The sequence below is a fragment of the Chryseobacterium sp. MYb264 genome, from assembly GCF_035974275.1.
In the GTDB taxonomy this organism is placed as follows: Bacteria; Bacteroidota; Bacteroidia; order Flavobacteriales; family Weeksellaceae; genus Chryseobacterium.
The window spans coordinates 3,500,406-3,522,519 of sequence record NZ_CP142422.1 but is presented as its reverse complement, the minus strand read 5'-3'; the positions used below and the strand labels follow the sequence as shown (position 1 = coordinate 3,522,519).

The following is a 22,114-nucleotide window of genomic DNA, read 5'->3' as shown; positions in this document are numbered from 1 at the left end:
TTACGGCTGATAATCCAAATTACCGTGAGCAGAACGTGAACGAACATAAGATAGGGGAACCCGAGGGAGAGGAGATTGAGTTTGCTGAAATAATTAGGAGGAACCCAGGCGTTTGCAAAAGTACACAACAATAAGAAAATAACGGTGAAGTGAAAAAACAGTACAATCCGGCTCGGCTTCATAAAATAAACTTTACTAGTTCCGCATCTTCTTTAGCAAAAACCCTACCAATAAAGTAGATTTTAACGAATTTTATGATTTCTATTTTTGAAGATAAAAAGTGGAAATAACCGGAAAGTGGTCTGACAGGTGCACCGAGCGATCTACCTGATAACTAATTGGTTTTATGGAAGGAGAAGTAAAAATATAATCTATTCTCAAAGGAAATTTATAATCGTGAAAACTGGTCCCGCTTCCACGCCCCGATTCTACAAAAGCATCCTTTAAACCTTCAGACAAATGATAATATTCGTAGGAATTCGGAACCGAGTTGAAATCTCCCGTAACAAAAACGGGATAAGGTGATGCGTCAATTGCTTTTCTGATCATCGCAACCTGCTCCTGATGCATTTTAAACGTGGGAATCAGTCTTTTCACCACATTTTTAATTTTTTGCTTATCTTCATCACTGTTGCCATCCAGCTTAACCATCTTTTTTTCAAATTTAAATGGTTGTAAATAAAGATTGATGAAACGATAAGTTTTTCCTTTTATTTCGATATCATTTTGATCGGCATAGGCATTTAAATCATCATAATTCCCCAATATTAAAATTTTATGACCAACAATTTTATGTTTCGTAAATAAAGAAACAATATACATTCTCTCTAAGTTGGATTTTTTTAATTCTCCAAACTTATAATCCTTATCTCCATCTTCTTGAAGCAATACAACATCAGCATTTTTTGAGTTAATATAATCTTCAATATTTTTTTGTCCAAATTCTGCTCCTTTAGTATTAAAAGAAATCACTTTCAAATCAGGAGTTTCTTTGCTTTCAGGAGAATAATTAATCCATCTTTTTATTGGATTAATGAATGCCAGACTACAGAACAGAAAAACAAAAGCCCTTTTTTTCCATGAAAATATCCAGAAAAAAATTAAGAGAAAATAGGAGATTATTAAAACCGGGAAACCTAATGAAAGTAAATTAAACCATGGAAATACTTTTGGCGGAACGTAAGCATTCAGCAACGTACAGAGCAAAAGAAATAAAATTCCAAAATGCAAAACTAAAAGTATCAGGCGAACAACTTTCACAGAATTTTAATTAAATCTATACAAATGCTTTCTCCAGCTCCATGCCAAAATAAAACCAACCAGAGCCCCACCCACATGAGCCAGATGGGCAATCCCTCCAACATTTCCTGAAACACCCAAAAATACTGAAATTACAATAAGAACAGGCATTAAATATTTAACCTTCATAGGAACGGGAATAAACATCATGGCAATCTTCGCATCGGGATACAGAGTCGCAAATGCAGCAACGACACCAAAAATAGCACCTGAAGCTCCCACCATAGGTGTTGCAACGATATTCTTCAAGTTTTCCACCAGCTCCTGCTGCTTTACAATAGCTTCTGATGATCCCGAAAAATGAACTTCAGCCCCCGCCAGATAAGCATTGGTATTAAATCCCAATTCATTTAAAGCCGATGTAATCTGCTGAACCTCAACAAAATTCCAGAGATTGAACAGGGCAAATGCTCCCAAACCGCTGGCAAAATACAGAATCAAATATCTCTTTTCCCCTAATGCGTGCTCCAAAATAGGGCCGAAACTGAACAAAGTCAGCATATTAAAAAGAATATGCATTATACTCCCGTGCATAAACATATGCGTAATCACCTGCCATGATTTGAAAAAGGGAGAAAAAGGATAAAAGCCTGCCAAAGCCTCTATAAGTTGATCTTTAAAGATAAAATTAGCCACCACAAATACGATCGCATTGATGATGATGATATTTCTTGTAATCGGCGGTATATTGTTAAACATTGAGTTAAAATTTATTTTTAAAATCATTGAAAGGAACTTCAAAGAAGCATCTTTTTCCTGTTGGTAAAAATTCCGGAAAGCCTAATGCGGTGAAATCTTTAATTAACTGCTCAGCATCGGCTTTATAAATAAAATCGAATCGAGATTTAGAATTCATCTTACCCCACTGATTTTGATAATGTTGCATAAATTCTTCTTCCGTTTTATATTCTAATATTTCAAAAAGATTCTCCAGAAATTTTATCACCTGAGTCTCTTTCATACCTTCCGGAACCGCGTCTATTCTCAATACATTTCCATGAGCGGTTGTTGTTTCAAATCCCAGGCCAGGAAGGTATTTTTTAAAAGATTTATACTTTACATGTTCAATTTCATTCATGTGATATTCCAGAGAAAACAGTAATGAATGGCTATTGGTAGTGGTTTTTTTTGAGCTTTTATTATTCTCGGCAACCACCAGCCTGTGCATTCTACCCAAGTCAAGCATTAATGTACTGTCTCCTTTATTAAACAGCCAGTAGCCGTTTGGAAGCCTCATTAAATCTTCATCAAAATCTTCCTCTTCGAACAAATTAATCTTAGATGGTTCTGCTGTGATATTCTGATGATACATTTCCGTAAGGTTCTGAAATTCTGCTTGTGCAACTTCTCTTTCCTCCAAAAACGGATTATAATCTTTATCAACAATAATTTCAGGCATTTTAATCATTCCACCGCTGCTGTTGTTTTTGCTTGGTGAAGAATTCATCATACTATCCAATTCCGGATCTCTTTCAAAATCAAGACTTGGTGCTACATTATAGATTCCCAATGACCTTTTTATGGTTGAACGAAGTAAGGCAAAAATAAGATGCTCATCTTCAAATTTCACTTCGGTTTTTTGCGGATGGATATTAACGTCAATCTTTTCAGGATCCAGATTTAAAAACAAAAAGAAAGAGGGCACATATCCCGGTAAAAGCAGACCTTCAAAGGCTTCCTGAACTGCTTTATTAAAATACGGACTTTTAAAATACCTCCCGTTTACGAAAAGAAACTGCTCGCCTCTGGTTTTCTTTGCCCCTTCAGGTTTGGCTACAAATCCGTGGAGCTTGCACCAGATGATATCTTCTTTAATAGGAATCAACAGGGGTTGTAGCTTTCTTCCGAAAATATCTACAATACGCTGCATCTGGCTTCCTTTTCTTAACCTGAAAACAGCCTCATCATCATGGAAAAGTGAAAACTCAAGACTCTCATGCGCTAAAGCGACACGCTGAAATTCATCGATAACATGTCTGAATTCAACATTATTATTTTTAAGAAACTTTCTTCTTGCCGGAACGTTGTAAAAGAGGTTTTTAACTAAAAAATTACACCCGTCTGCCGTTTGTACAGGATCCTGAAACTGGAAAACGCCCCCTTCAATATAGATATTGGTTCCCACTTCAGTATTTTTCTGTTTTGTTTTCAGCTCTACTTGTGAGACTGCTGCAATGGAAGCCAGAGCTTCCCCCCGGAATCCCTTGGTAGCAATCTTAAAAATATCTTCAGTCCCGCGGATCTTGGAAGTAGCATGCCTTTCAAACGCCATTCTCGCATCCGTCTCAGACATTCCTTTTCCATCGTCTACAACCTGAATCAGATTTTTGCCGGCATCCCGTATAATCAGTTCTATTTTAGTAGCCTCCGCATCTATGGAATTTTCCAAAAGTTCTTTCACAATGGATGCAGGCCTCTGCACCACCTCTCCTGCTGCTATTTGATTGGCTACATGATCCGGTAAAAGCTGAATAATATCTGACATAAATTGGTTAATCAACTTACAAAAATAGTCATTCGGATTAAGAATAAAAATAGTAAAACGGTGAATTAAAATTTAATTATTAACATTTTTTCCGCTTTTCCCATTTTTCGACGGCTTTACAACCTGGTGTATTTCTAAAATAACACCCCTTTTCCATTACAGATCAGGGGTGTTTCACAGCTAGTTTACACAAAATTAATACTGATATTTATATCTCTTATTACATGGTCTGTTCTAAAAATACATTCCGTCGCATATATTCATCGTTAGTATTTAATTAATCTTCAAATACAAGCTTTCTCTTTTTCTCCCGCTTTTCTTTAATTTCAGGAATACCGTGAATCTTATCATACAGATAAGCCAGGATGTTCGGTTTCTTATAGATTTTACTGTATCTGTATTGCGTATTAAAGTGCCTGATATGAATTTTATAAGCGTCATATCCGATAACAACCAATAAGCACAAACTGATCACATAAAACACTCTGAATTCAAGATAATAATAAGTTAATCCCGAGAAAACCGCACCCAAAACATAGGCAAACATTATGCTCGAAAGTAATTTTGCTCTTGCCACCAATTCACCATTCTTTCGGAATTTTTTCTGAGTAAACATGGAAACCAAAATACCCAAATCGGTTGTGGTACCTGTAAGGTGGGTTGTTTTCACCGAAAAATTGGAAATACTTGCCGTTAAACCATTCTGTAAACCGGTTGCGAATAACATGAGTGCTACCAGATATTCCGTTTCTTCCAGAGTTTTCTGATAATAAAACTGCCCGTAAATTCCGACAAACAATAGACAGATGATTTCTAAGATTAAAGGCATTGCATGGGCAAAATATTTACTTCTTTTATTGAAATTAATAACAATAAAATTCGACACAAAGCCTCCGAAAAAAAACAGGAAAATCCATAGCCCGACAACAGCTACCTGCCCCCAGTTTCCTTTACTTATTTCCGCTGCTAAAATGGCGTAATGCCCTGTTACGTTTGAGGTAAAAGAGAGGAATATCAATAGGGATGCTATATTTATAGTACCTGCCGTAAAGGCAGTCAGCGTCCCCAACCTGATGTTGTCTCCCAAAGTCCTGCTGTTACTATAATTCCTTAACATTTTCTTTGTTTTTTAATAATTAATCTACTCTAAGCCTCCACAAAGATCTCTGCCAGCCTTCCTTTTTCAGGAAGTCTCTCCGGCATCTCGACAGTAATTTCGTGACATTCTAAATCCTTGCATTTTTTGATATAAGGAACGATGTCAAACTTTCCTTTCCCTTTACTTTTAATGGACGAAGAGTAATATGCCTCCTCAATATTTTCCGCTTTCACAAAGTTATTGAAGGTACGCTGGAAGCTTCCTGTGAAAACATCACACACGATCCTATTGATGAGATGTGGATATTTGTTCTTTATAATTCCGTAAGCATCGCTGAATTCCCTGGATTTTATTTTACTGAAAATCGTACTTTTTGTCTTGAACAGAAGATCTCTGATAGAGTCTCCCATATCGTATCCTGAAACCAAAAGAATATTATACTGATTTTGGTCTTCAGAAGCATCCTTCTCTTTAAGCACTTTCTTCAAAATATTTAAAGACTCAAGAGAGTAATCTGTGGCAATTAAAATCGTTTTGGTCATAGTATTAAGATTTAGTTTCGTTATCTTATTTTGATAATACAAAACTAGAACGACCAAATTAGAAGCTCTTTGGAATAGAATTAAAATGTCATTAAAGAGATTAAAATGAGATTAGAAAATTGTTAATGGAAATTAATATACATGAATTCGATGAAAAAAAAACATTAGTTAAAGAGCTGGAAGATAGAAGTTGGAGGCTGGAAGTTTTATTGTCAACAGAACGAAAAAGCAGCCTTTTAAGACCCACAGATGAGGGTTGATGAATTGTGAATCGTGAATTTCTTCGAGTCAATGATCAATCTTAACCATACATAAAATTCACTTGTGCATCAAAATTCACTATTCACTACTCATTAATTTTAACAAATTGAAAACAAGGGAAATACCATCAAATCCACGTTAATATGAAGTGGAAATTCGGTTCATCTGATGGAAGCAGGAAGCCGGAGGTCGGAAGTTTTATCTGTCAAGAATCGACGATACCTGCTTGATATTCAATAAGACTAAAGTAACGTGTGATATAAAATGTAATACAAATGGCCCCTCTTTCTCGACCTTGCCCTCAGCTACTTAGCTCTTTTTACCTTTACCTTTTTACTTTAAATTAATCCAACTTTTCCTCCTGCTGGACACTGTAAAAATTAGGAAAACGAAGCTGCACAGTAGTTCCTTCATTTTCATGAGAGCTTACAATCAGTTCTCCCCGGTGCATTCTTACAATATTTCTCGCCAAAGGAAGTCCGATTCCGTAGCCTTCGTAATTTTTGGTATTGGAAGCCCTGAAAAAGGGATCATAAATTTTATTCATTTCTTCTTTCGGAATCCCGATTCCATTGTCTTTTACGATCAGATAAACATCTGAATCCGTAGCTCCCAGAGAAACTTTAACCTGCTGGAAATTAGAATACTTACAGCCATTACTGATAATATTTGCCGCGGCGAGATGCAACAACTGTTCATTACCCTGAACCTTTAACTTCTTGGGATTATCAGGCAACATACTGATGTCGAGATAGATATTATTTCGTGAATCTATTCTTCTCAATGTTTCAATCACATCCCAAAGCAACTGATCCATTCTCACCTTATCCATTTTCTGAATCTTACCGTCGAATCCGGTTTGAGCGATCATTAATAAAGCTTTAATTTTTTTATCGAGCTTTTCAGCCTCATCCAGAATAATCCCCAGCGTCTCCTTGTATTCCTCATTCGTCCTGCTGATGGAAAGCGCCACATCTGCCTCGCCCATAATGGATGTTAAAGGCGTTCTCAATTCGTGGGAAACATTTCCAATCAAATGATTTTGAGTCTCAAAAGAAGTTTCAATACGATTCAACATTCCGTTGAAAGTATCGACCAACTCATTTAACTCTTTATTATCCGGTTGTGGCTCAAGGCGTAAATGCAGGTTTTCAGAACTGATTTCTTTTACTTTACCCGTAATTTTTAAGATCGGTTTAAATAAAGTTTTAGACAGATAAAAAGAAAAAATCATACTAAAAAACAGAGAAAGTACGATGCAGGTAATTAAAGTTCGCTTTAAAAAGCCCAAATAATAAACCACATAGTGGTTTTTGGCGGAAGCTATCGCAATATAATCTTTGTTATCATGTTTAAAGGTTTGCCCGATATAGTAAAACTCTTTATCATTATAATTGGCTTCACCTTTTTTCACAATACTCTTGAAAAAATAATCCGGAATATGAACTTCATGGGAAATTTTTTTATAATTAGAATCTGCCGGAATCGCAAAAACATAATCGCGCTCCATTGGCAACTCTTCATCATTTAAACTGTTCAGAATATAATTTTCAGGAATATCCAGATCATCCTTACTTTTTTCAATCTGAACAATGGTTGTGGTACGAATCTTTAATAACTCATAAAACCTCTGATGCGAAAAATTAACAATCGAAAAATAAACCAATCCACTGAACAGCAATATGATGGCGGTAAATACCAACATCAAAAGCACCATCGTTTTAGTTTGATTTGTGATTACTTTATTAAACATTCATTACGGTTTTTTAAGCACATACCCCATTCCTATCACGGTATGGATTAATTTATTATCATCCTGATGATCTAATTTTTTCCTTAAATAATTCACATACACATCTACTACATTTGTTCCCAGCTCATAATTCACTCCCCAGACGGCATCTAAAATTTCAGCTCGGGAAATTACTTTTTCGGGATTATTTAGAAAATATAAAAGCAATTTATACTCCGTTGAAGTTAGCGAAATCTCCTCTCCGGAGCGCGTCACTTTTTTAGTATAATCATTCAACACCAAATCTGAAAACTGAAAAACATGCTTGTTGTCTACTTCTGGCTCTATAATTTCAGGAACAGATCCTCCGTTATGACTCCTCCTCAGCAAAGACTTCACACGGGCTACCAACTCGATAAATTTAAAAGGTTTAACCAAATAGTCATCCCCTCCACTTTCCAATCCGAGAACGATATTTTCAGACGTTCCCAAGGCAGTCAGAAATAAAATCGGAACATGCTGATTGGTTTTTCGAATCTCCTTACAGACATCCAGACCATTCATTTCGGGCAGCATAATATCCAAAATTACCAGATCAAAATCATTGGTTTGTACAAGCCGGACACCTGTACGCCCGTCAAAAGCCACAGAAATTTCGTATCCATTCTCCTGAAGCCCCTTTTTAATAAAGGACACCACACTTGTCTCGTCTTCAATAAGGATAATCTTTTTCATTTGAAATAAGGAATTTCACAAAAATAGAAAATTTATTTGTCTTGGAAGAAGGAAGATGAAGGATCAGTTTCAAAACCTGGGGAGAAATTGTTGAAGTATCTTTTTTGCCACGAATGCACCTATATTTTTATTTCCCACAGATATACGGATTCTCACAGATGATGCTGCTGATATTTTTTTGTTTAATCTTAGTGATCTCTGATAAGTAGAATGGCCTGGTAAGCCTGTCAACGATTAGTAGTTGTCAAAAACCTTGGAGAACATAGTGTTCAATATGTAAAGTGCAAGGAAAAAATCTGCATCATTTGCAAAATCTGCGAGAGTAACAAAAAAAACGTTCTGATGAGTTAAACTTTTTGCTTAGTCCCCAAATTTTGCGCTTGATCCATAGATAGCTAAAAATTTTAAGATATAAAACAAAAAACCCTCCGTAATAAATTACAGAGGGTTTTAGTACCCCGGGCGGGACTTGAACCCGCACGCCAAAAGAGGCACAGGATTTTAAGTCCTGCGTGTCTACCAGTTCCACCACCAGGGCATGGAGTGGAGCGAAAAACGGGATTCGAACCCGCGACCCCAACCTTGGCAAGGTTGTGCTCTACCAGCTGAGCTATTTTCGCATACTGTGCGGATGAAGGGACTCGAACCCCCACGCCTCTCGGCACCAGATCCTAAGTCTGGCGTGGCTACCAATTACACCACATCCGCGTTGTCTATTCTGAAAACTTATTTCTTAAAGAACTTGTATCGTTTTCCGTTTTCAGTGGTGCAAAGATAGGATAAATTCTTTTACCTCCAAACTTTTCAGCAAAAAAAATTAAAATTTTTACATTTTTTTTTTCTCGTACCCTTTATTACGATTGATTTTCTTACTTTTACCACGTTAATAATTACGATATGGAATTACAAGGAACGGTAAAGAAAATATTTGATGCTCAAACATTTGCGAGCGGTTTCCAAAAGAGAGAAATGGTTATTTTAACTCAGGAACAGTATCCACAACCGATAAACATAGAATTTTTGTCTGATAAGATTAGTTTATTGGATAATTTGAAAGAAGGTGAAAATGTAAAGGTGGGAATCAACATCAGAGGAAGAGAATGGGTTTCTCCTCAGGGTGAAACTAAATACTTCAACTCTATTACAGGATGGAGAGTAGAAAAAGTTTTTGATAACGCTTCAGAGCCTACACAGGCAGCACCTTCTCAATCTGCATCTTCAGTATCCAACGAAAATCCTTTCGCAGGAGATGATGATGACGATTTACCTTTTTAATTAAAGAATACAATCAAATACAAATCCTACTTTTTATGAAGTGGGATTTTTTTTCTAACAATGGTTCGATTAGACGAAAACGAAATTTCATTTCCCGATCCGGAATTGTATGACGGGCACGAAGGAGTAATTGCCTTTGGTGGAGATTTGTCCATCGAAAGGCTTTGGTTTGCCTATCAGTTAGGAATTTTCCCTTGGTATAATCCTGATGAAGAAATTCTTTGGTGGTGCCCCGATCCTCGATTTGTATTGGTTCCTGAGGAATTGAAGATTTCAAAATCGATGAAAAAAATATTGGCTCGGAATGTTTTCAGTTTTACCGAAAATCAACATTTCAGGGAGGTTATTCAAAATTGTCAGGAAATTAGCCGAAGAGGACAAACAGGAACTTGGCTTTCTGATGAATTGATGGAATCTTTCATTCAGCTTCATGAATATGGTTTGGCAAAAAGCATTGAAGTATGGCAAAACGGAGACCTGGTTGGTGGATTTTATGGTTTGCAGGTTGGCGATGTTTTTTGTGGAGAAAGTATGTTTGCCAAGGTAAGCAATGCTTCCAAAGCTGGCTTTATTCATTTTGTTGAAAGTAATAAAAATAACCTTTCATTAATTGATTGTCAGTCTCATACAGAACATCTCGAAAGTCTTGGTGCGAAAATGATTCCCAAAAGAGAATTTTTAAAAATTTTACACAAAAACAATGAACGCAGATAAAGAAAAATGGATTCTTCTGATTGTTTTGAGTATTATCTGGGGATCTTCTTTTATTTTAATTAAAAAATCTTTAGAACATTTCAATCCTTATCAGGTAGGAGCTTTGCGTGTTTTGATTGCCGGAATTATTTTAATGCCTGTAGCGATCTCAAAATATAAACTGTTTCCGAAAAAGCACTTAAAATGGTTAATCTTAGCAGCATTTACGGGTAATTTTATTCCGATGTTTTTATTTCCGATTGCTGAAACACAGGTGAGCAGCAGTATTGCAGGAATTATCAACTCAATGATGCCTATTTTTGTGATTATTGTCGGCTCTTTGATCTGGAAGTTTGAAACCACAAAACAACAGATTATCGGGACTTTAATAAGCTTTACAGGTGTTTGTTTACTGGCTTTTGGTGGTGGTGACGGAGAAGGCGGTTCATTTAAATTACTGCCGATTTTGTTATTGCTTTTAGCTACTTTTTGTTACGCCTTGAGCACAACAACGGTAAAATCTAAATTAATGGAAGTTTCTTCAACAGTTTTGTCGGCTTTTGTATTTTCTTTCGTTTTATTTTTACCATCGGTAATTGCGTTGGCTTTTTCAGGATTTTTTTCGACCTTTAGTTTTAATGAAAATAATTTAACGGGATTACTATTTGTTAGTTTACTTTCAATTTTCGGAACCGGATTGGCGATGATGATGAATTATCGATTGTTAAAAGTATCCACTCCTCTTTTTGCTTCAACTGTAACTTTGGTAATGCCGATCGTTGCTATTATTTGGGGATTTTTGGATGGTGAGAAATTAACATCAATGCAATTCGTAGGTGCGGGAATTATCATTGCTGGATTAATATTTTTAAGATCTAAACCAAAAACAATACAATAAAAAAATCCTGCATCTCCGCAGGATTTTCTTTTTATTTAAGATTAATTCTTCTTTTTTACTTTAGCTTTTACTTTTTTCACTTCATCTTTAATAAACGGATATTTTTTCTGCATATCCGAAACCAATGAAGAATCCAGTTCTAAAGCTTTCTGAAGTGATTCTATCCCTTTTTGCTGTTCTTTAAGATTTAGATAACAGTTGCTTAGCTGATAAAATAATTCGGCTCTATGATGTGCTTTTACCGCTTTATTTAAAATCATAATGGCTTCTTCATATTCCCCCAATAGCATTAGCACCTCAGAATACGCATACCAATTATAAAATCTCGCCGGTTCAGCCTCTACCAATATCTTCAGACAGGAAAGACTTTCTTCAAAGCTTCCTGAATCAATGAATAAAAATGCCAGCCTTTTCTGATAATCGAGATTACTTCCATTCAGAAAGGTCGCTTCTTTTGCAAAATGTAGAGCTTCCGTCATACCGCCCATTTCTTCGTAAAGATAAGACTGTTCCATCATCGCCAGATAGAACTGAGGATCTTCTCTCAATGATTTCTGAAAAAAGTTTAATGAAACAGTGGGCTGCTTTAAAGCCTTATAACAAAGGCCTATTTTATAAAATGTAAAGGCTTTGGTGTATTCTAACTCCAACATTTCCTCATACACTTCAATGGCCTTTTTATACTGTCCCAGCGCTTCATAACAAGCCGCTTTATTGGCATATACCCCAACAGAGCTTGAATTGATGGCCAACAGGTAATCATAACCTTTTATGGCTTCTTCATAATTCTTTCTGTTGAAATAAAACTGTCCGTATTCAAACCAGGCAATTTCTGAATAGGCAAATTCATCCAAATATTCATTAAGAAAGGCAATTGCCTCCTCGCTCTTATTCAGTTCAGAAAAACAAATCATGGAATTTTCTAAAGAATACTCGTCCGTAGGATCTTCTTTAAGTGCTTTTCTGTAATGTTTAAGCGCGTTAAAAGGATCTCCAAGATTCACATATTCATCCGCGATAAAATTGTGAAGGAAGTTCTCTTCTTCTTTCAGTTCCAGCGCTTTTTTACATATTTCAATGGATTTTCTCGGATTTCCTAAATTCGAATAATACTTCGCGTAGCACACCAAAAAGTCTGTGCTTTCCATAGAAGAACCTTTCAGCTCATCAATAAGGTCTTTTGCTGTATTATACTCTTCCCATTCCAGAAGAATCTCAAGTTTTTTGATCTTGATATCTAAAGAATTGGGATGAAGCTTTAAACCGTAAGTAACCGCTGTATCGGCATAATTAAAGTCTCCAAGCTCCAGATAATAAACAATAATGTCTTCTAACTCTTCTGTATCAAAGTATAATTCATCATGAGTTTCCATCATTTCTTCGAACTTTTTTACAAGTTCATTTCCAAAATATTCTTCCAATATAAACCAGTTTTAAGATTTAAGACTTGAGAGATGAGATATACAAATACTCTGTTCTGAAAATCTTAGTACTATAAATTTAATAATTATTTTTTTTAGAATGATGAATTAGCTGTTAAATTTTTTTAAATCAAACTATTGATTTTAGCTATTATATCATCACCCAATTTGTCGGCTTCTTCCTGAGATTTAGCCTCTGTATAGATTCTGATAATCGGTTCTGTATTAGATTTTCTAAGGTGAACCCAATTGTTTTCAAAATCTATTTTTACGCCATCTACCGTAGAAACCTCTTCATTTTGATATTCTTTTTCCATTTTGGTTAAAATATCATCCACATTAATTTCCGGAGTCAGCTCAATTTTCTTTTTACCCATAAAATAGCTCGGATATCCTGCTCTCAACTCAGAAACAGTTTTATTTTCCTTTGCTAAATGTGTTAAAAATAGAGCAACACCCACTAGAGAATCTCTTCCGTAATGTAGCTCAGGGTAAATAATTCCTCCGTTTCCTTCACCACCAATTACTGCATTTTTCTCCTTCATCAAAGTAACCACGTTTACTTCTCCTACAGCACTTGCAAAATATTCTGAATTGTGAGTTTTAGCAATATCTCTCAAAGCACGGCTTGAAGAAAGGTTGGAAATTGCCACGCCATTTTTATGTTTCAATAAATAATCTGCAACGGCAACCAACGTATATTCTTCCCCAAACATTTCGCCTTTTTCATCGATCAATGCTAATCTGTCAACATCCGGATCTACAACGATTCCGAAGTCTGCGCCTTCTTTTTTCACCAATTCACAGATGTCTCCCAAATGTTCCTTTAACGGTTCAGGATTATGTGGGAAATGACCTGTCGGCTCGCAATATAATTTTACTGTCTCACAACCCAATTTATCCAACAGCATTGGAATTGCGATACCTCCCGTAGAGTTTACAGCATCTAAAACCACTTTAAAGTTTTTAGACTTAATCGCTTCAACATCTACCATCGGCAAGTCTAGAATTTGCTGAATATGAATATCGAAAGCATCGTCTCTGGTTTCATAATTTCCTAAATCGTCCACCTCAGCATAGTTGAAGTCTTCGCTTTCAGCCAAAGCCAAAACTTCTGCCCCATTTTCACCACTAATGAACTCTCCTTTATCATTCAATAATTTCAGAGCGTTCCATTGTTTAGGATTATGAGAAGCGGTAAGGATAATTCCACCGTCTGCTTTAAGTTCCGGAACCATAATTTCAACGGTCGGAGTGGTAGAAAGTCCCAAATCAACTACGTTGATTCCAAGACCTTGTAACGTTGCTGTCACCAAAGAAGAAACCATTTGCCCAGAAATTCTGGCGTCTCTTCCGATGATCAACGTTAAATCTTTTTTATTTTTTTGAGTCTGAAGCCAGGTTCCGAATGCCGAAGCAAACTTGACCACGTCCAACGGCGTTAAGTTATCATTTACTTTACCGCCAATGGTTCCTCGGATTCCTGAAATACTTTTTATTAATGACATAATTTACTTTAATTTCTTTGGATTCTTTTCTATTTTCTTACTTTCTGAATTTACTCTCCTTTCCAGCTTTTTAATATCCTCTTCAGGAGGTAAATTTTCGGGTACAATCCCTCTTTGTAATAAAATTTCACGAACCGATTTATTGTTTGTTACATGTTCAGATGAAATAGCATTTTCAGTTTTCAAATCCTTATCTTTTGTATTAAAGATTGTGATTTCTGTTGCAAAATCTTTCGCTTTAATAGTAATTGTTGGAAGGAAATCTGCTAAAGGTCTGTTTTGAGGAATATTTAGAATGTCTTTCATTTGTTGGGTTGTTTTGCCAAAAAGTGCCAAATCTCCTTTACTTCTAATGATCCCAAAATCCTTGTCATTTCCTGTTTTCTCGTAAATAAGACCTGAAAGTTCTTTTTCTGAAAGACTAAACTTTTGTCTTGCCTGAAGTCTTTCACATTCTTTTATTCTTTTTTGAATTTCTTCAAATTTTCTCGTTTGAATTGCGAAATAACTTTGAGCAAATGCAATGGGTTCTTTTTGAGGATCTCCATTTTGAGCAATTAAGTAACAAGCATACCTCGTCAACATAATATCTTCAATTTCTCTTTGGGATCCCGATCCTAGTGTTACCATTTTGTTGATATCAACAAAATGGTCTGAAATCTTATTATCACTTACCTCACAAGAGGTTTTAGCTTTAATAATTACATTATTGAAGTTTCTCCATTCAGAATAGCCTAATAAATGTTGTAAATCCCTTGCAAACCAAAATTCGATTCCTTCTTCTGTAGTATGAGAAAAGTCTTCAAACGAGTTAGTTAATGATTCTACTGTTTCTAATTTCATCTGTAGTTTTTTACAAAATTAGAAAAAATAAAATCAATCTACTCGTTTAGTTTTCCACAAGGAACGTTATAAATTTATGAACAACCGCAATCCTTATCGCAGTTGGTTCTTTTTGAGCTAAACTTTTTCGGTGCAAAATTCTTTCTGAGTACCTTAAATAAAGAGTAACAGGCGAATGCAACGATTAGCAGAACAATTACGTATTGTAAAATTAATGAAGAGTCCATTATTTTAATATCTGATATGCTATCATCGACACAAAGTATGCCAAACCTGTCATCATCGCTACCTGTAAGCCAGTCCATTTCCAGCTTTTGGTTTCTCTGTAGACTACTGCAAGTGTAGAAATACACTGCATTGCAAACGCATAAAACAAGAGTACCGAAACACCGGTTGCAAAACTGAAGACCTTCTCGCCATTCGGTTTTATATCTCTTCTCATTTTATCAATCACTTTCACTTCAGGAGCATCATCATCTAAGCTGTAAAGCGTTGACATGGTTCCTACAAACACTTCTCTTGCGACGAAACTTGTCAGGATTCCAACGCCCATTTTCCAGTCGTATCCCAATGGTGCAATAACGGGCTCGATTCCTTTACCCATTTTAGCCAAATAAGAATGATCGAGCTCAACATTGGTTGCCACCAACTGATCCGGCTGCTGTTTGGGTCCGAAATAACTCAGAAACCAAATGATGATACTTACAATGAAAATAATCTTTCCGGCTCCTGTAATAAAGTCCCACACTTTTCCCAAAACCATTTTAAAATCATATAAGAACAGTGGTTTTTTATACGTAGGCAAATCCATCACAAGATAGGTTTTTCCTTTATCTTTAATAAAACCTTTAAGAATGGCAGCAGAAAGCAATGCTACGGCAAAACCTAACAGATACATTCCCATCAAAACCAAGGCTTTATACTGTATTCCGAAGAATGTTTTATCTGAAATAATTAATCCAATGATAATACTGTACACAGGAAGCCTCGCCGAGCAGGTCATAAAAGGCGTTACCAAAATGGTAAGCAATCTTTCCCTTAAGTTTTCAATATTTCTCGTAGAGATCACCGCAGGAATGGCGCACGCAGTCCCCGAAACCAGCGGAACAATACTTTTACCATTTAGCCCAAACGGTCGAAGTAGCCTGTCCATCAGGAAGACAACCCTCGCCATGTATCCGGAATCTTCCAAAAGATACAGGAAATAAAGTAAAATCCCGATTTGAGGGGCAAAAATGACAATTCCTCCGACTCCCGGAATAATTCCGTTGGAAATCAAAGAATTGACAGGTCCTTCCGGCAAATATTCTGATGCGAAAGCACCAAGCTCACCAAAAAGCCAGTCGATTCCATCCATTGGATACGCTGCCAGGAAGAAAACACACTGGAAGATAATTAACAAGATGAAAAGGAAAACTACATATCCCCAGAATTTATGAACTAAAACCTTATCCAGCTTTTCCGTCAGCAATTCTTTGAACTGCGGTTTTTTGGTAATTACATTGGATAAAACCTTATCTACTTTCTGATATCTTCTTACGGTTTCCTGAACCTGTAATCTTTTCGGAACTAAACTTTTAGCATCAGGCTCATTCATTAAACCTGTGATGCTGTCAATCCTACCGAGATCCGTTCCTAAAGAAAGGCTCAACCAGGCCTTATATTCACTATCAAACCCCTTGTGAGCAGCTAATTTCTGGATGAAATCTTTGTGCTCTGTTGGTGTTTCAAAAGAAAGGTGATCTATTTTTAGAAATTCGTTTTGAAAGACAGCTTCTTTTATTTCATCAATGCCAAGATACTCTTTAGCGTTAGTCTGAATAATTTTTATGCCTAATGCTTCAGAAAATTTCTGGATATCAATGTCAATTCCTCTTCTTTCTGCCTGATCGATCTGATTGACAACCAAAATCATTGGGATTCCCAAGTCCTGAATCTGCTGGAATAAAAGAAGACCTCTTTTTAAGCTTAGCGCTTCAAGAATATAAATAACCCCGGCGTAATCTTTCTGATTATCAATTAAATATTTCGAAAAGATAGCTTCGTCTTCTGAACTTGGATACAAGCTATAAGAACCCGGCAGATCAATAATCTCAACTTCCTCGTTTTTATACGTATAATTCCCTGAATGGCTGGCTACGGTAACCCCTGCATAGTTTCCGGTTTTCTGCTTTTTGTTGCTGAGCGCATTAAAAACCGTTGATTTTCCTACGTTCGGGTTCCCTACTAAAAGTACCTGTTTTTTTTGAGTGTCCTGCATTAATTCAATTCTTCAACAATGATATAATCTCCTTCTTCCTCACGAAGAGCAATTCGGCTTTTTTCATCCCCAAACTCCACATACATTGGTCCGTTGAAAGGCGCCTGATACAAAATCCTAAAAAAAGTTTCGGGAAGAAGCCCCATTTCAATGATCTTGTTGGGCATTTTCAGACTGTCATTATCATACCCTACAATCTTCCCCATTTTTTTTTGGGGAAATCCGCTCAACTTATGTAAATCCTTCTCTTTCAAAGCCTACTTTTTTGTATATGCAAATATACGTTATTTAAATTTAATCTAAATAACAGGTTTCTATGAAAGAAATCAACCCAGATACGTGGGTGTATCTGGGTTGGTTTATAAATATCATTTAGTTGATGAATGATTAAAATATCATTCGCTAAAGTTTTAAAATTAAAATAGAATAGGATGCCAAATTAATACCCTGCTTCTGCTAAAGCCGCACAAAGGCTATAATCAGGGAATGCCGGAGGGGTAACTTGTGACATCGCAATATAGCATGCATCAGAAGAAAGATTACCTATCTTTTTTAAAGTAATTGGTTCTTTTTTTACAGTTTCTTCTGTCTCTATTGTTTTTTTAGCGATCAAAACTTTATTATTTTGATCATTTAAAGGATGATTCTCTTTAGGCTTCTCTGTATTAGCAAATAATAAAGTAGACGATCCTACGAGTAGAGTTAAAAAAAATTTGTTCATGGTTGTAAATTATTGTTTAGGCTAAAATAGGAAAGAAATTGCAAATATCAAATAGCGATGAATTATTTTATTGAAATAAAACAAGTTAAAGCATCATCTGATTATCACAAAATATAAAAAATCAACCTAAATACCATTCTGTATTTAGGTTGATTTATAAATATAATTTAGTTGATATGAAGCTTATTTTTTCTTCTCGGATATCTGTGATTTTATTTCTATTGGATTATCATTTGCACTCAGGAAATCTTTAGCCATTTTTTCCTGTTTTTTTGCCATTTCACCAATGGTAGTATCTGAACCCGGCATTTTCATATTCATCATTTCCGGAGTAACTTTGCTTCGGAATTCTGCCATCGGATCTTGTTTAAAAGCAATATAGGCTTTTTCAAACTTATCTTTTGTTGTCGGAGTAACCGTTTGAGAAATTCCATATTTTGCGTTTATTTTATCAGAATAGGACAATTCATCATAATTTTCAATCTTTTTATTCCCACTTAGTTTCCAAGAATAGTTTTTTTCAGAATCTTCAATTTTAACAATGAGACCCGGAAGACCATAGAATTTATAAGGTCCGTCCTGAAAAGGAATATCGGTACTGAACCATGCTGTCCATTTTCTGCCTCCAAATTCAGCATATGCTTTTTGAGTATTATATTCACCTATTTTCTCTTTATCTGGTAAAATATTCCAATTATATTTCACGTCATCCTCATATCCAAATAAATTCATGCTGATTCTGTCAACATACTGCTCTTTCATATCTGGATAGGTCTTGATAATTTTAAAAGAGAATTTAGGCATCTTTATCAACTTGGTTACATCTTTCCAAGTTTTTGTTTTTTCCATCTCTTCTACCGTCAATTTTAAGATCGAGTCCTGAGCCGGTATTGTGTAATCCTGATAGATTGATTTTTTACTCGTAATATCCAGAATTGTAATTACTTTATCAAGCTTTGCTGAATCTTTCTTTGGTTTAAATGTCAATTCATAAAAGAAACGGTTGGCGGTTTCCTTTTCCTGAGCGTTTGCAAAAAAAATAGCGGTCAGTAAAAATATAGAGAAAAGTTTTTTCATTTCGAAAGGTTTATATAATTAGTTAGTGGTTCGTATTTTTTGTTACAGTTTTTTTGACTTATTTTTTTTGATGCAGGAAATAAATAAATTAACCACTGATAACCAATTCATTGAAATCCATAACATGATAAACGTCAGTTCATTATTTTTTTAACTTTTTTAAGAGCCTGTTTAAAATTTTACCGTTTTATTTATTATCCTTAATGAAGTTGATCTTTGCTCCATTTTGATGCTCTTTTGAGCGTATTTTTCACTTCCTATTTTTGATTTAGCCCGCTAAATCTGCAAACACGAAGCAAAAAATCCATCTCAAAATAGCTATAAAAATTTTTAGCAATAAAATTTAAACAGCCTCTAAGTAAAAATAAACTTTACCACCATTTTTCAGCAATAGAACAGTTTCGCCCGGATTTCAAACTGATGGCATCGAAAATATGGGGAATATCCGGGGAAATAAAAAACCAACCTGTTGGGGTTGGCTTTGATTTTATTTAAAGTTGAATTTTACGGTAAACATGACCTGACTTGGACGAAGCTGAATCCTTGTATAGGTAAGTGCTCCGAGGTTACCATCCAGATTATAGGTTTCAAATACTTTACGGTTTCCGATATTCATCCATTTCAGCTCGAAATCAATTTTCTTTTTAGACCACGTAAACTGGTAGGAAATATCATAAAAGGGGTTATTGTACTTATTTTCTCCGTTCACCGTATTAACCTGATCCCAGTTAAATCCTACAGTATGGTTTTCAATCGGGTAAAAGAATACCCCAAGATTATGATTATACCCTTTATTCATTCCTAATGAGCCTCCACGGCTGTCCTGCTTCGTTCTTGAGATCGTCATATTATAATCCACACTCATCCAGCTGAAATAGGTATTGTTGATTTTAAAACCATAATTCTGGGCATTATTTTTATTTTTGAACTGCTGCTCATCAAGGAAAGCATCAGATATTGAAGTGGTATTTCCGTAGCTTACAGACGCATTCGTTTTAAATTTAGGGAAATACTTTCCGACCTCAGCACTGAATCTGTTATTTTTCGAATGGTTCTCCTGGTCTCTGTACTGCATAAGCGTAAATCCTGTGGTAGGATCCAAAATCGGTGAACTCAGAAGGTTTCGCTTACTGTCTGACAGGGAATAATTGATATTAAAGAAAAGATTATTCAGTGGGTTTCTATATTCAATTCGGGCACCACCGCTTGAAGTTGTTGTTTGCGGAATCGGATTTCGGGGATCCATTACATTAAATCCTGTCGGAGATAAAAGCATATAGCCAGCATAAGCAGATTTAACGTCTCCGAAATTATTGCTAATATTTCCATTTACACTTGCCTTCCAGAAAGAGGCAAATGTATACTGGGCAAAGACATTTGGCGTAAAAGTAGCTTTACTTAGCGATTTCGAAACTCCTCTCATATCGTCTTCCGCCTTAATGTTATTAAAGTTTACAGGAAAATTGGCAAATAAACTCCAACTCTCCGATTTATAGTTGACGCCTACTGATGCATTGGGGTTGATTTCTGTGAAGCGGAGATTATTTTCGTAAGCCGCAGAACTGAAGTCAGGACTTCCGGAAGTAGCCTGCCCATCAAAATTGGTTGTTAATTTATCCGAGGAGAAATCGAAACCGACCTGTGGAGTAAATGTCCATCCTTTAGTTGAAAAACTTATATTTGCAGAGTGGGAAGTGTCTAAAGTTTTAAGTCTGAATGCCTGTTGAGCGATAGTTCCCGGCGCAAAATTAATAGTTCCCACAGGAGAATTTTCATTTTCTTTATAAGGAATCAGCAGATAGCTTGCTGGTGAGACCTCAAGTACCTGGCTGTCATCCTGATAATTAATATAGGACTTAAAATTAACCATCTTTTCTTTCCAGGGAATAATGGTACTCAATGAGTTTTGAAAAGATGATGTCGGCGACTGTACCGATTGCCCTCCTGTTCTTCCGTCGCGGACGACAAAAGCCCTATCACCGTTCCAGAATTGGCTGAAACTCGTTGTATTCTTAAAGAAGCCTTTCTTCGCATTCTTAGTAAAAATTAATTCTCCTTTAATTTTATCTGTAAAAAAATTATTTCTTGTACTGTTGATAATTTTAGAGCCGTCAAGGTAGGTCGTCTCCCTATAGTCCTCTCTTTCTACCGCATTATTGGTATAATTGGCACTTACTTTCAGCTCCCATTCCTTCTTATTATCAATATTGGTAAGGTAATTGGCTGATAAATAATGGACGTTATTCATCAAATATCTTTTCACCGGCGTATTCGGAGTACTTGCCGTTTCTACATTCAGCCAGTCATTTTGGGAGGCATTAATCCTTCTTCCCTCCCAGGCGCTTCCAAATGCCAGAATATTCCCTTCATTTTCAACCTGTTCGCCCATATTATTGGTTTTATAGTTGACTACCCACTGACTTTTCTGCCCGAAAAACATAGGGGTTAACTTCACATTCCATAACCAAGGATCACCGAATCCCGTTCCCACTTCGCCACGCCCCGTCATGGTAACGGCATTTTTTAATTTGATATTAATAGCCGCCTGATCAGAGGGAACCTTACCTGAAAGAATCTTTACCGGTTGATGATTTTCAAGAACTTCCACTTTTTGTACAGCATCCTTGGGAAGCGAGTTATTAATTGTTCCATACCCGCCTTCCATTAAATCTTTACCATTAACATAAAATTTATTGATCGCATTTCCCTGATAGAGAATACTTCCGTCTGCATTTACCTCAATACCCGGAATTTTTTTCATGACATCCGCCAATGTTCTGTCGCTTTTACTGTCAAAGGCCTTCAGATCATAAGCAATGGTGTCTCCTCTTGAAGTAATCATCTTCGTTTTCAGCTGAACTTCTTTAATTTCGGTAGCTTCAGACTGAAGTTTAAAACTCAAACTCTGATCGCTATTGCTGATTTGCTTTGTTAATGGTTTTTGGTTGAAAGCCTTTACCTTCAAATCTACATTGGGCTCAGCCGTGGTAAAAGTCACCTTATATTCCCCTTTAGAATTGGTAATTCCGTATGCCAGAATTGCATCTTTTCCAGGTTCCTCAATGGTCACACTTGCGCTGGGAATCGCCACTCCGTCCTCATCTGTAATTTTCCCCGAAACTGTTTTTTGGGCAAAAGACAATACCGAGAAAAATATCATCAAAAACAAAGAAATCTTCTTTTTCATAATCATTATTTGTGTAATTAGTTTGCGGTTTTAAGTTTTTGTTACACTTTTAGTAAAGATGTTATTTGATCTCTAAAG

At 36.0% G+C, this 22,114-nt stretch carries 18 protein-coding genes and 3 tRNA genes; 3 read left to right on the top strand and 18 right to left on the bottom strand.

Annotated features, from left to right (window positions below):
* Positions 1 to 261 precede the first annotated feature (261 nt).
* From VUJ46_RS15300 to VUJ46_RS15255, 10 genes are all read right to left on the bottom strand, one after another.
* The gene (locus VUJ46_RS15300) at positions 262 to 1,260 is read right to left on the bottom strand and encodes an endonuclease/exonuclease/phosphatase family protein (protein WP_326981597.1); all 999 of its coding nucleotides are present in this window, start codon (positions 1,258 to 1,260) and stop codon (positions 262 to 264) included.
* A 6-nt stretch (positions 1,261 to 1,266) separates the two neighbouring features.
* Positions 1,267 to 1,998: a rhomboid family intramembrane serine protease gene (locus VUJ46_RS15295; RefSeq protein ID WP_326981596.1), complete on the bottom strand. Its 732-nt coding sequence runs from the start codon at positions 1,996 to 1,998 to the stop codon at positions 1,267 to 1,269.
* A 4-nt stretch (positions 1,999 to 2,002) separates the two neighbouring features.
* A complete protein-coding gene (gene mutL / locus VUJ46_RS15290; RefSeq protein WP_326981595.1) occupies positions 2,003 to 3,784 on the bottom strand; it encodes a DNA mismatch repair endonuclease MutL in 1,782 nt (593 codons plus the stop codon).
* 277 nt (positions 3,785 to 4,061) lie between these two features.
* Positions 4,062 to 4,901, bottom strand: a complete 840-nt coding sequence (locus VUJ46_RS15285) for a YoaK family protein (RefSeq protein ID WP_326981594.1) — start codon at positions 4,899 to 4,901, stop codon at positions 4,062 to 4,064.
* 29 nt (positions 4,902 to 4,930) lie between these two features.
* The gene (locus VUJ46_RS15280) at positions 4,931 to 5,425 is read right to left on the bottom strand and encodes a hypothetical protein (RefSeq protein WP_326981593.1); all 495 of its coding nucleotides are present in this window, start codon (positions 5,423 to 5,425) and stop codon (positions 4,931 to 4,933) included.
* Positions 5,426 to 6,029: 604 nt separating this feature from the next.
* Positions 6,030 to 7,439, bottom strand: coding sequence for a sensor histidine kinase (locus tag VUJ46_RS15275; RefSeq protein ID WP_326981592.1), 1,410 nt, complete (start codon positions 7,437 to 7,439; stop codon positions 6,030 to 6,032).
* 3 nt (positions 7,440 to 7,442) lie between these two features.
* The gene (locus VUJ46_RS15270; RefSeq protein ID WP_326981591.1) at positions 7,443 to 8,153 is read right to left on the bottom strand and encodes a response regulator transcription factor; all 711 of its coding nucleotides are present in this window, start codon (positions 8,151 to 8,153) and stop codon (positions 7,443 to 7,445) included.
* 454 nt (positions 8,154 to 8,607) lie between these two features.
* Positions 8,608 to 8,691, bottom strand: a tRNA-Leu gene (locus VUJ46_RS15265).
* A 6-nt stretch (positions 8,692 to 8,697) separates the two neighbouring features.
* Positions 8,698 to 8,773, bottom strand: a tRNA-Gly gene (locus VUJ46_RS15260).
* Positions 8,774 to 8,779: 6 nt separating this feature from the next.
* Positions 8,780 to 8,861 (bottom strand) — tRNA-Leu (locus VUJ46_RS15255).
* 189 nt (positions 8,862 to 9,050) lie between these two features.
* Between VUJ46_RS15255 and VUJ46_RS15250 the strand changes: the two genes are divergently transcribed.
* From VUJ46_RS15250 to VUJ46_RS15240, 3 genes are read left to right on the top strand one after another with little or no spacing between them, the layout of a single operon-like run.
* Complete coding sequence (locus tag VUJ46_RS15250; RefSeq protein WP_326981590.1) at positions 9,051 to 9,428, top strand: DUF3127 domain-containing protein; 378 nt, start codon at positions 9,051 to 9,053, stop codon at positions 9,426 to 9,428.
* A gap of 60 nt (positions 9,429 to 9,488) precedes the next feature.
* The gene (gene aat / locus VUJ46_RS15245; RefSeq protein ID WP_326981589.1) at positions 9,489 to 10,142 is read left to right on the top strand and encodes a leucyl/phenylalanyl-tRNA--protein transferase; all 654 of its coding nucleotides are present in this window, start codon (positions 9,489 to 9,491) and stop codon (positions 10,140 to 10,142) included.
* Positions 10,129 to 11,019 (top strand): DMT family transporter, encoded by an 891-nt coding sequence (locus VUJ46_RS15240; protein WP_326981588.1) that lies wholly within the window; start codon positions 10,129 to 10,131, stop codon positions 11,017 to 11,019. The genes aat and VUJ46_RS15240 overlap by 14 nt, the downstream gene beginning before the upstream one ends.
* A 41-nt stretch (positions 11,020 to 11,060) precedes the next feature.
* Here the strand turns inward: VUJ46_RS15240 and VUJ46_RS15235 are convergent, their stop codons facing one another.
* The 8 genes from VUJ46_RS15235 to VUJ46_RS15200 all read right to left on the bottom strand — a co-directional run bounded on the left by VUJ46_RS15235 (position 11,061) and on the right by VUJ46_RS15200 (position 22,036).
* Positions 11,061 to 12,440 carry a tetratricopeptide repeat protein gene (locus tag VUJ46_RS15235; protein ID WP_326981587.1) on the bottom strand — a complete coding sequence of 460 codons (1,380 nt, stop codon included), beginning with the start codon at positions 12,438 to 12,440 and terminating at the stop codon, positions 11,061 to 11,063.
* Between the two features lie 125 nt (positions 12,441 to 12,565).
* Positions 12,566 to 13,948 carry a phosphoglucosamine mutase gene (gene glmM / locus VUJ46_RS15230; RefSeq protein WP_326981586.1) on the bottom strand — a complete coding sequence of 461 codons (1,383 nt, stop codon included), beginning with the start codon at positions 13,946 to 13,948 and terminating at the stop codon, positions 12,566 to 12,568.
* Positions 13,949 to 13,951: 3 nt separating this feature from the next.
* A complete protein-coding gene (gene dinD / locus VUJ46_RS15225; protein ID WP_326981585.1) occupies positions 13,952 to 14,791 on the bottom strand; it encodes a DNA damage-inducible protein D in 840 nt (279 codons plus the stop codon).
* A 226-nt stretch (positions 14,792 to 15,017) separates the two neighbouring features.
* On the bottom strand, positions 15,018 to 17,051 hold the full coding sequence (gene feoB, locus VUJ46_RS15220; RefSeq protein WP_326981584.1) for a ferrous iron transport protein B: 2,034 nt from the start codon (positions 17,049 to 17,051) through the stop codon (positions 15,018 to 15,020).
* The gene (locus VUJ46_RS15215; RefSeq protein WP_326981583.1) at positions 17,051 to 17,305 is read right to left on the bottom strand and encodes a FeoA family protein; all 255 of its coding nucleotides are present in this window, start codon (positions 17,303 to 17,305) and stop codon (positions 17,051 to 17,053) included. Before VUJ46_RS15215 ends, feoB begins: the two co-directional genes overlap by 1 nt.
* Positions 17,306 to 17,490: 185 nt before the next feature.
* On the bottom strand, positions 17,491 to 17,772 hold the full coding sequence (locus VUJ46_RS15210; protein WP_326981582.1) for a hypothetical protein: 282 nt from the start codon (positions 17,770 to 17,772) through the stop codon (positions 17,491 to 17,493).
* Between the two features lie 183 nt (positions 17,773 to 17,955).
* Complete coding sequence (locus VUJ46_RS15205) at positions 17,956 to 18,849, bottom strand: GLPGLI family protein (RefSeq protein ID WP_326981581.1); 894 nt, start codon at positions 18,847 to 18,849, stop codon at positions 17,956 to 17,958.
* 487 nt (positions 18,850 to 19,336) lie between these two features.
* Positions 19,337 to 22,036 (bottom strand): TonB-dependent receptor, encoded by a 2,700-nt coding sequence (locus VUJ46_RS15200; RefSeq protein WP_326981580.1) that lies wholly within the window; start codon positions 22,034 to 22,036, stop codon positions 19,337 to 19,339.
* Positions 22,037 to 22,114: the final 78 nt, after the last annotated feature.

Coding starts and splice junctions, on each gene's coding strand:
- VUJ46_RS15295 (WP_326981596.1), bottom strand. CDS start 1,998: ATGTTTAACAATATACCGCCGATTACAAGAAATATCATCATCATCAAT.
- mutL (WP_326981595.1), bottom strand. CDS start 3,784: ATGTCAGATATTATTCAGCTTTTACCGGATCATGTAGCCAATCAAATA.
- VUJ46_RS15285 (WP_326981594.1), bottom strand. CDS start 4,901: ATGTTAAGGAATTATAGTAACAGCAGGACTTTGGGAGACAACATCAGG.
- VUJ46_RS15280 (WP_326981593.1), bottom strand. CDS start 5,425: ATGACCAAAACGATTTTAATTGCCACAGATTACTCTCTTGAGTCTTTA.
- VUJ46_RS15275 (WP_326981592.1), bottom strand. CDS start 7,439: ATGTTTAATAAAGTAATCACAAATCAAACTAAAACGATGGTGCTTTTG.
- VUJ46_RS15270 (WP_326981591.1), bottom strand. CDS start 8,153: ATGAAAAAGATTATCCTTATTGAAGACGAGACAAGTGTGGTGTCCTTT.
- VUJ46_RS15250 (WP_326981590.1), top strand. CDS start 9,051: ATGGAATTACAAGGAACGGTAAAGAAAATATTTGATGCTCAAACATTT.
- aat (WP_326981589.1), top strand. CDS start 9,489: ATGGTTCGATTAGACGAAAACGAAATTTCATTTCCCGATCCGGAATTG.
- VUJ46_RS15240 (WP_326981588.1), top strand. CDS start 10,129: ATGAACGCAGATAAAGAAAAATGGATTCTTCTGATTGTTTTGAGTATT.
- glmM (WP_326981586.1), bottom strand. CDS start 13,948: ATGTCATTAATAAAAAGTATTTCAGGAATCCGAGGAACCATTGGCGGT.
- dinD (WP_326981585.1), bottom strand. CDS start 14,791: ATGAAATTAGAAACAGTAGAATCATTAACTAACTCGTTTGAAGACTTT.
- feoB (WP_326981584.1), bottom strand. CDS start 17,051: ATGCAGGACACTCAAAAAAAACAGGTACTTTTAGTAGGGAACCCGAAC.
- VUJ46_RS15210 (WP_326981582.1), bottom strand. CDS start 17,772: ATGAACAAATTTTTTTTAACTCTACTCGTAGGATCGTCTACTTTATTA.
- VUJ46_RS15205 (WP_326981581.1), bottom strand. CDS start 18,849: ATGAAAAAACTTTTCTCTATATTTTTACTGACCGCTATTTTTTTTGCA.
- VUJ46_RS15200 (WP_326981580.1), bottom strand. CDS start 22,036: ATGAAAAAGAAGATTTCTTTGTTTTTGATGATATTTTTCTCGGTATTG.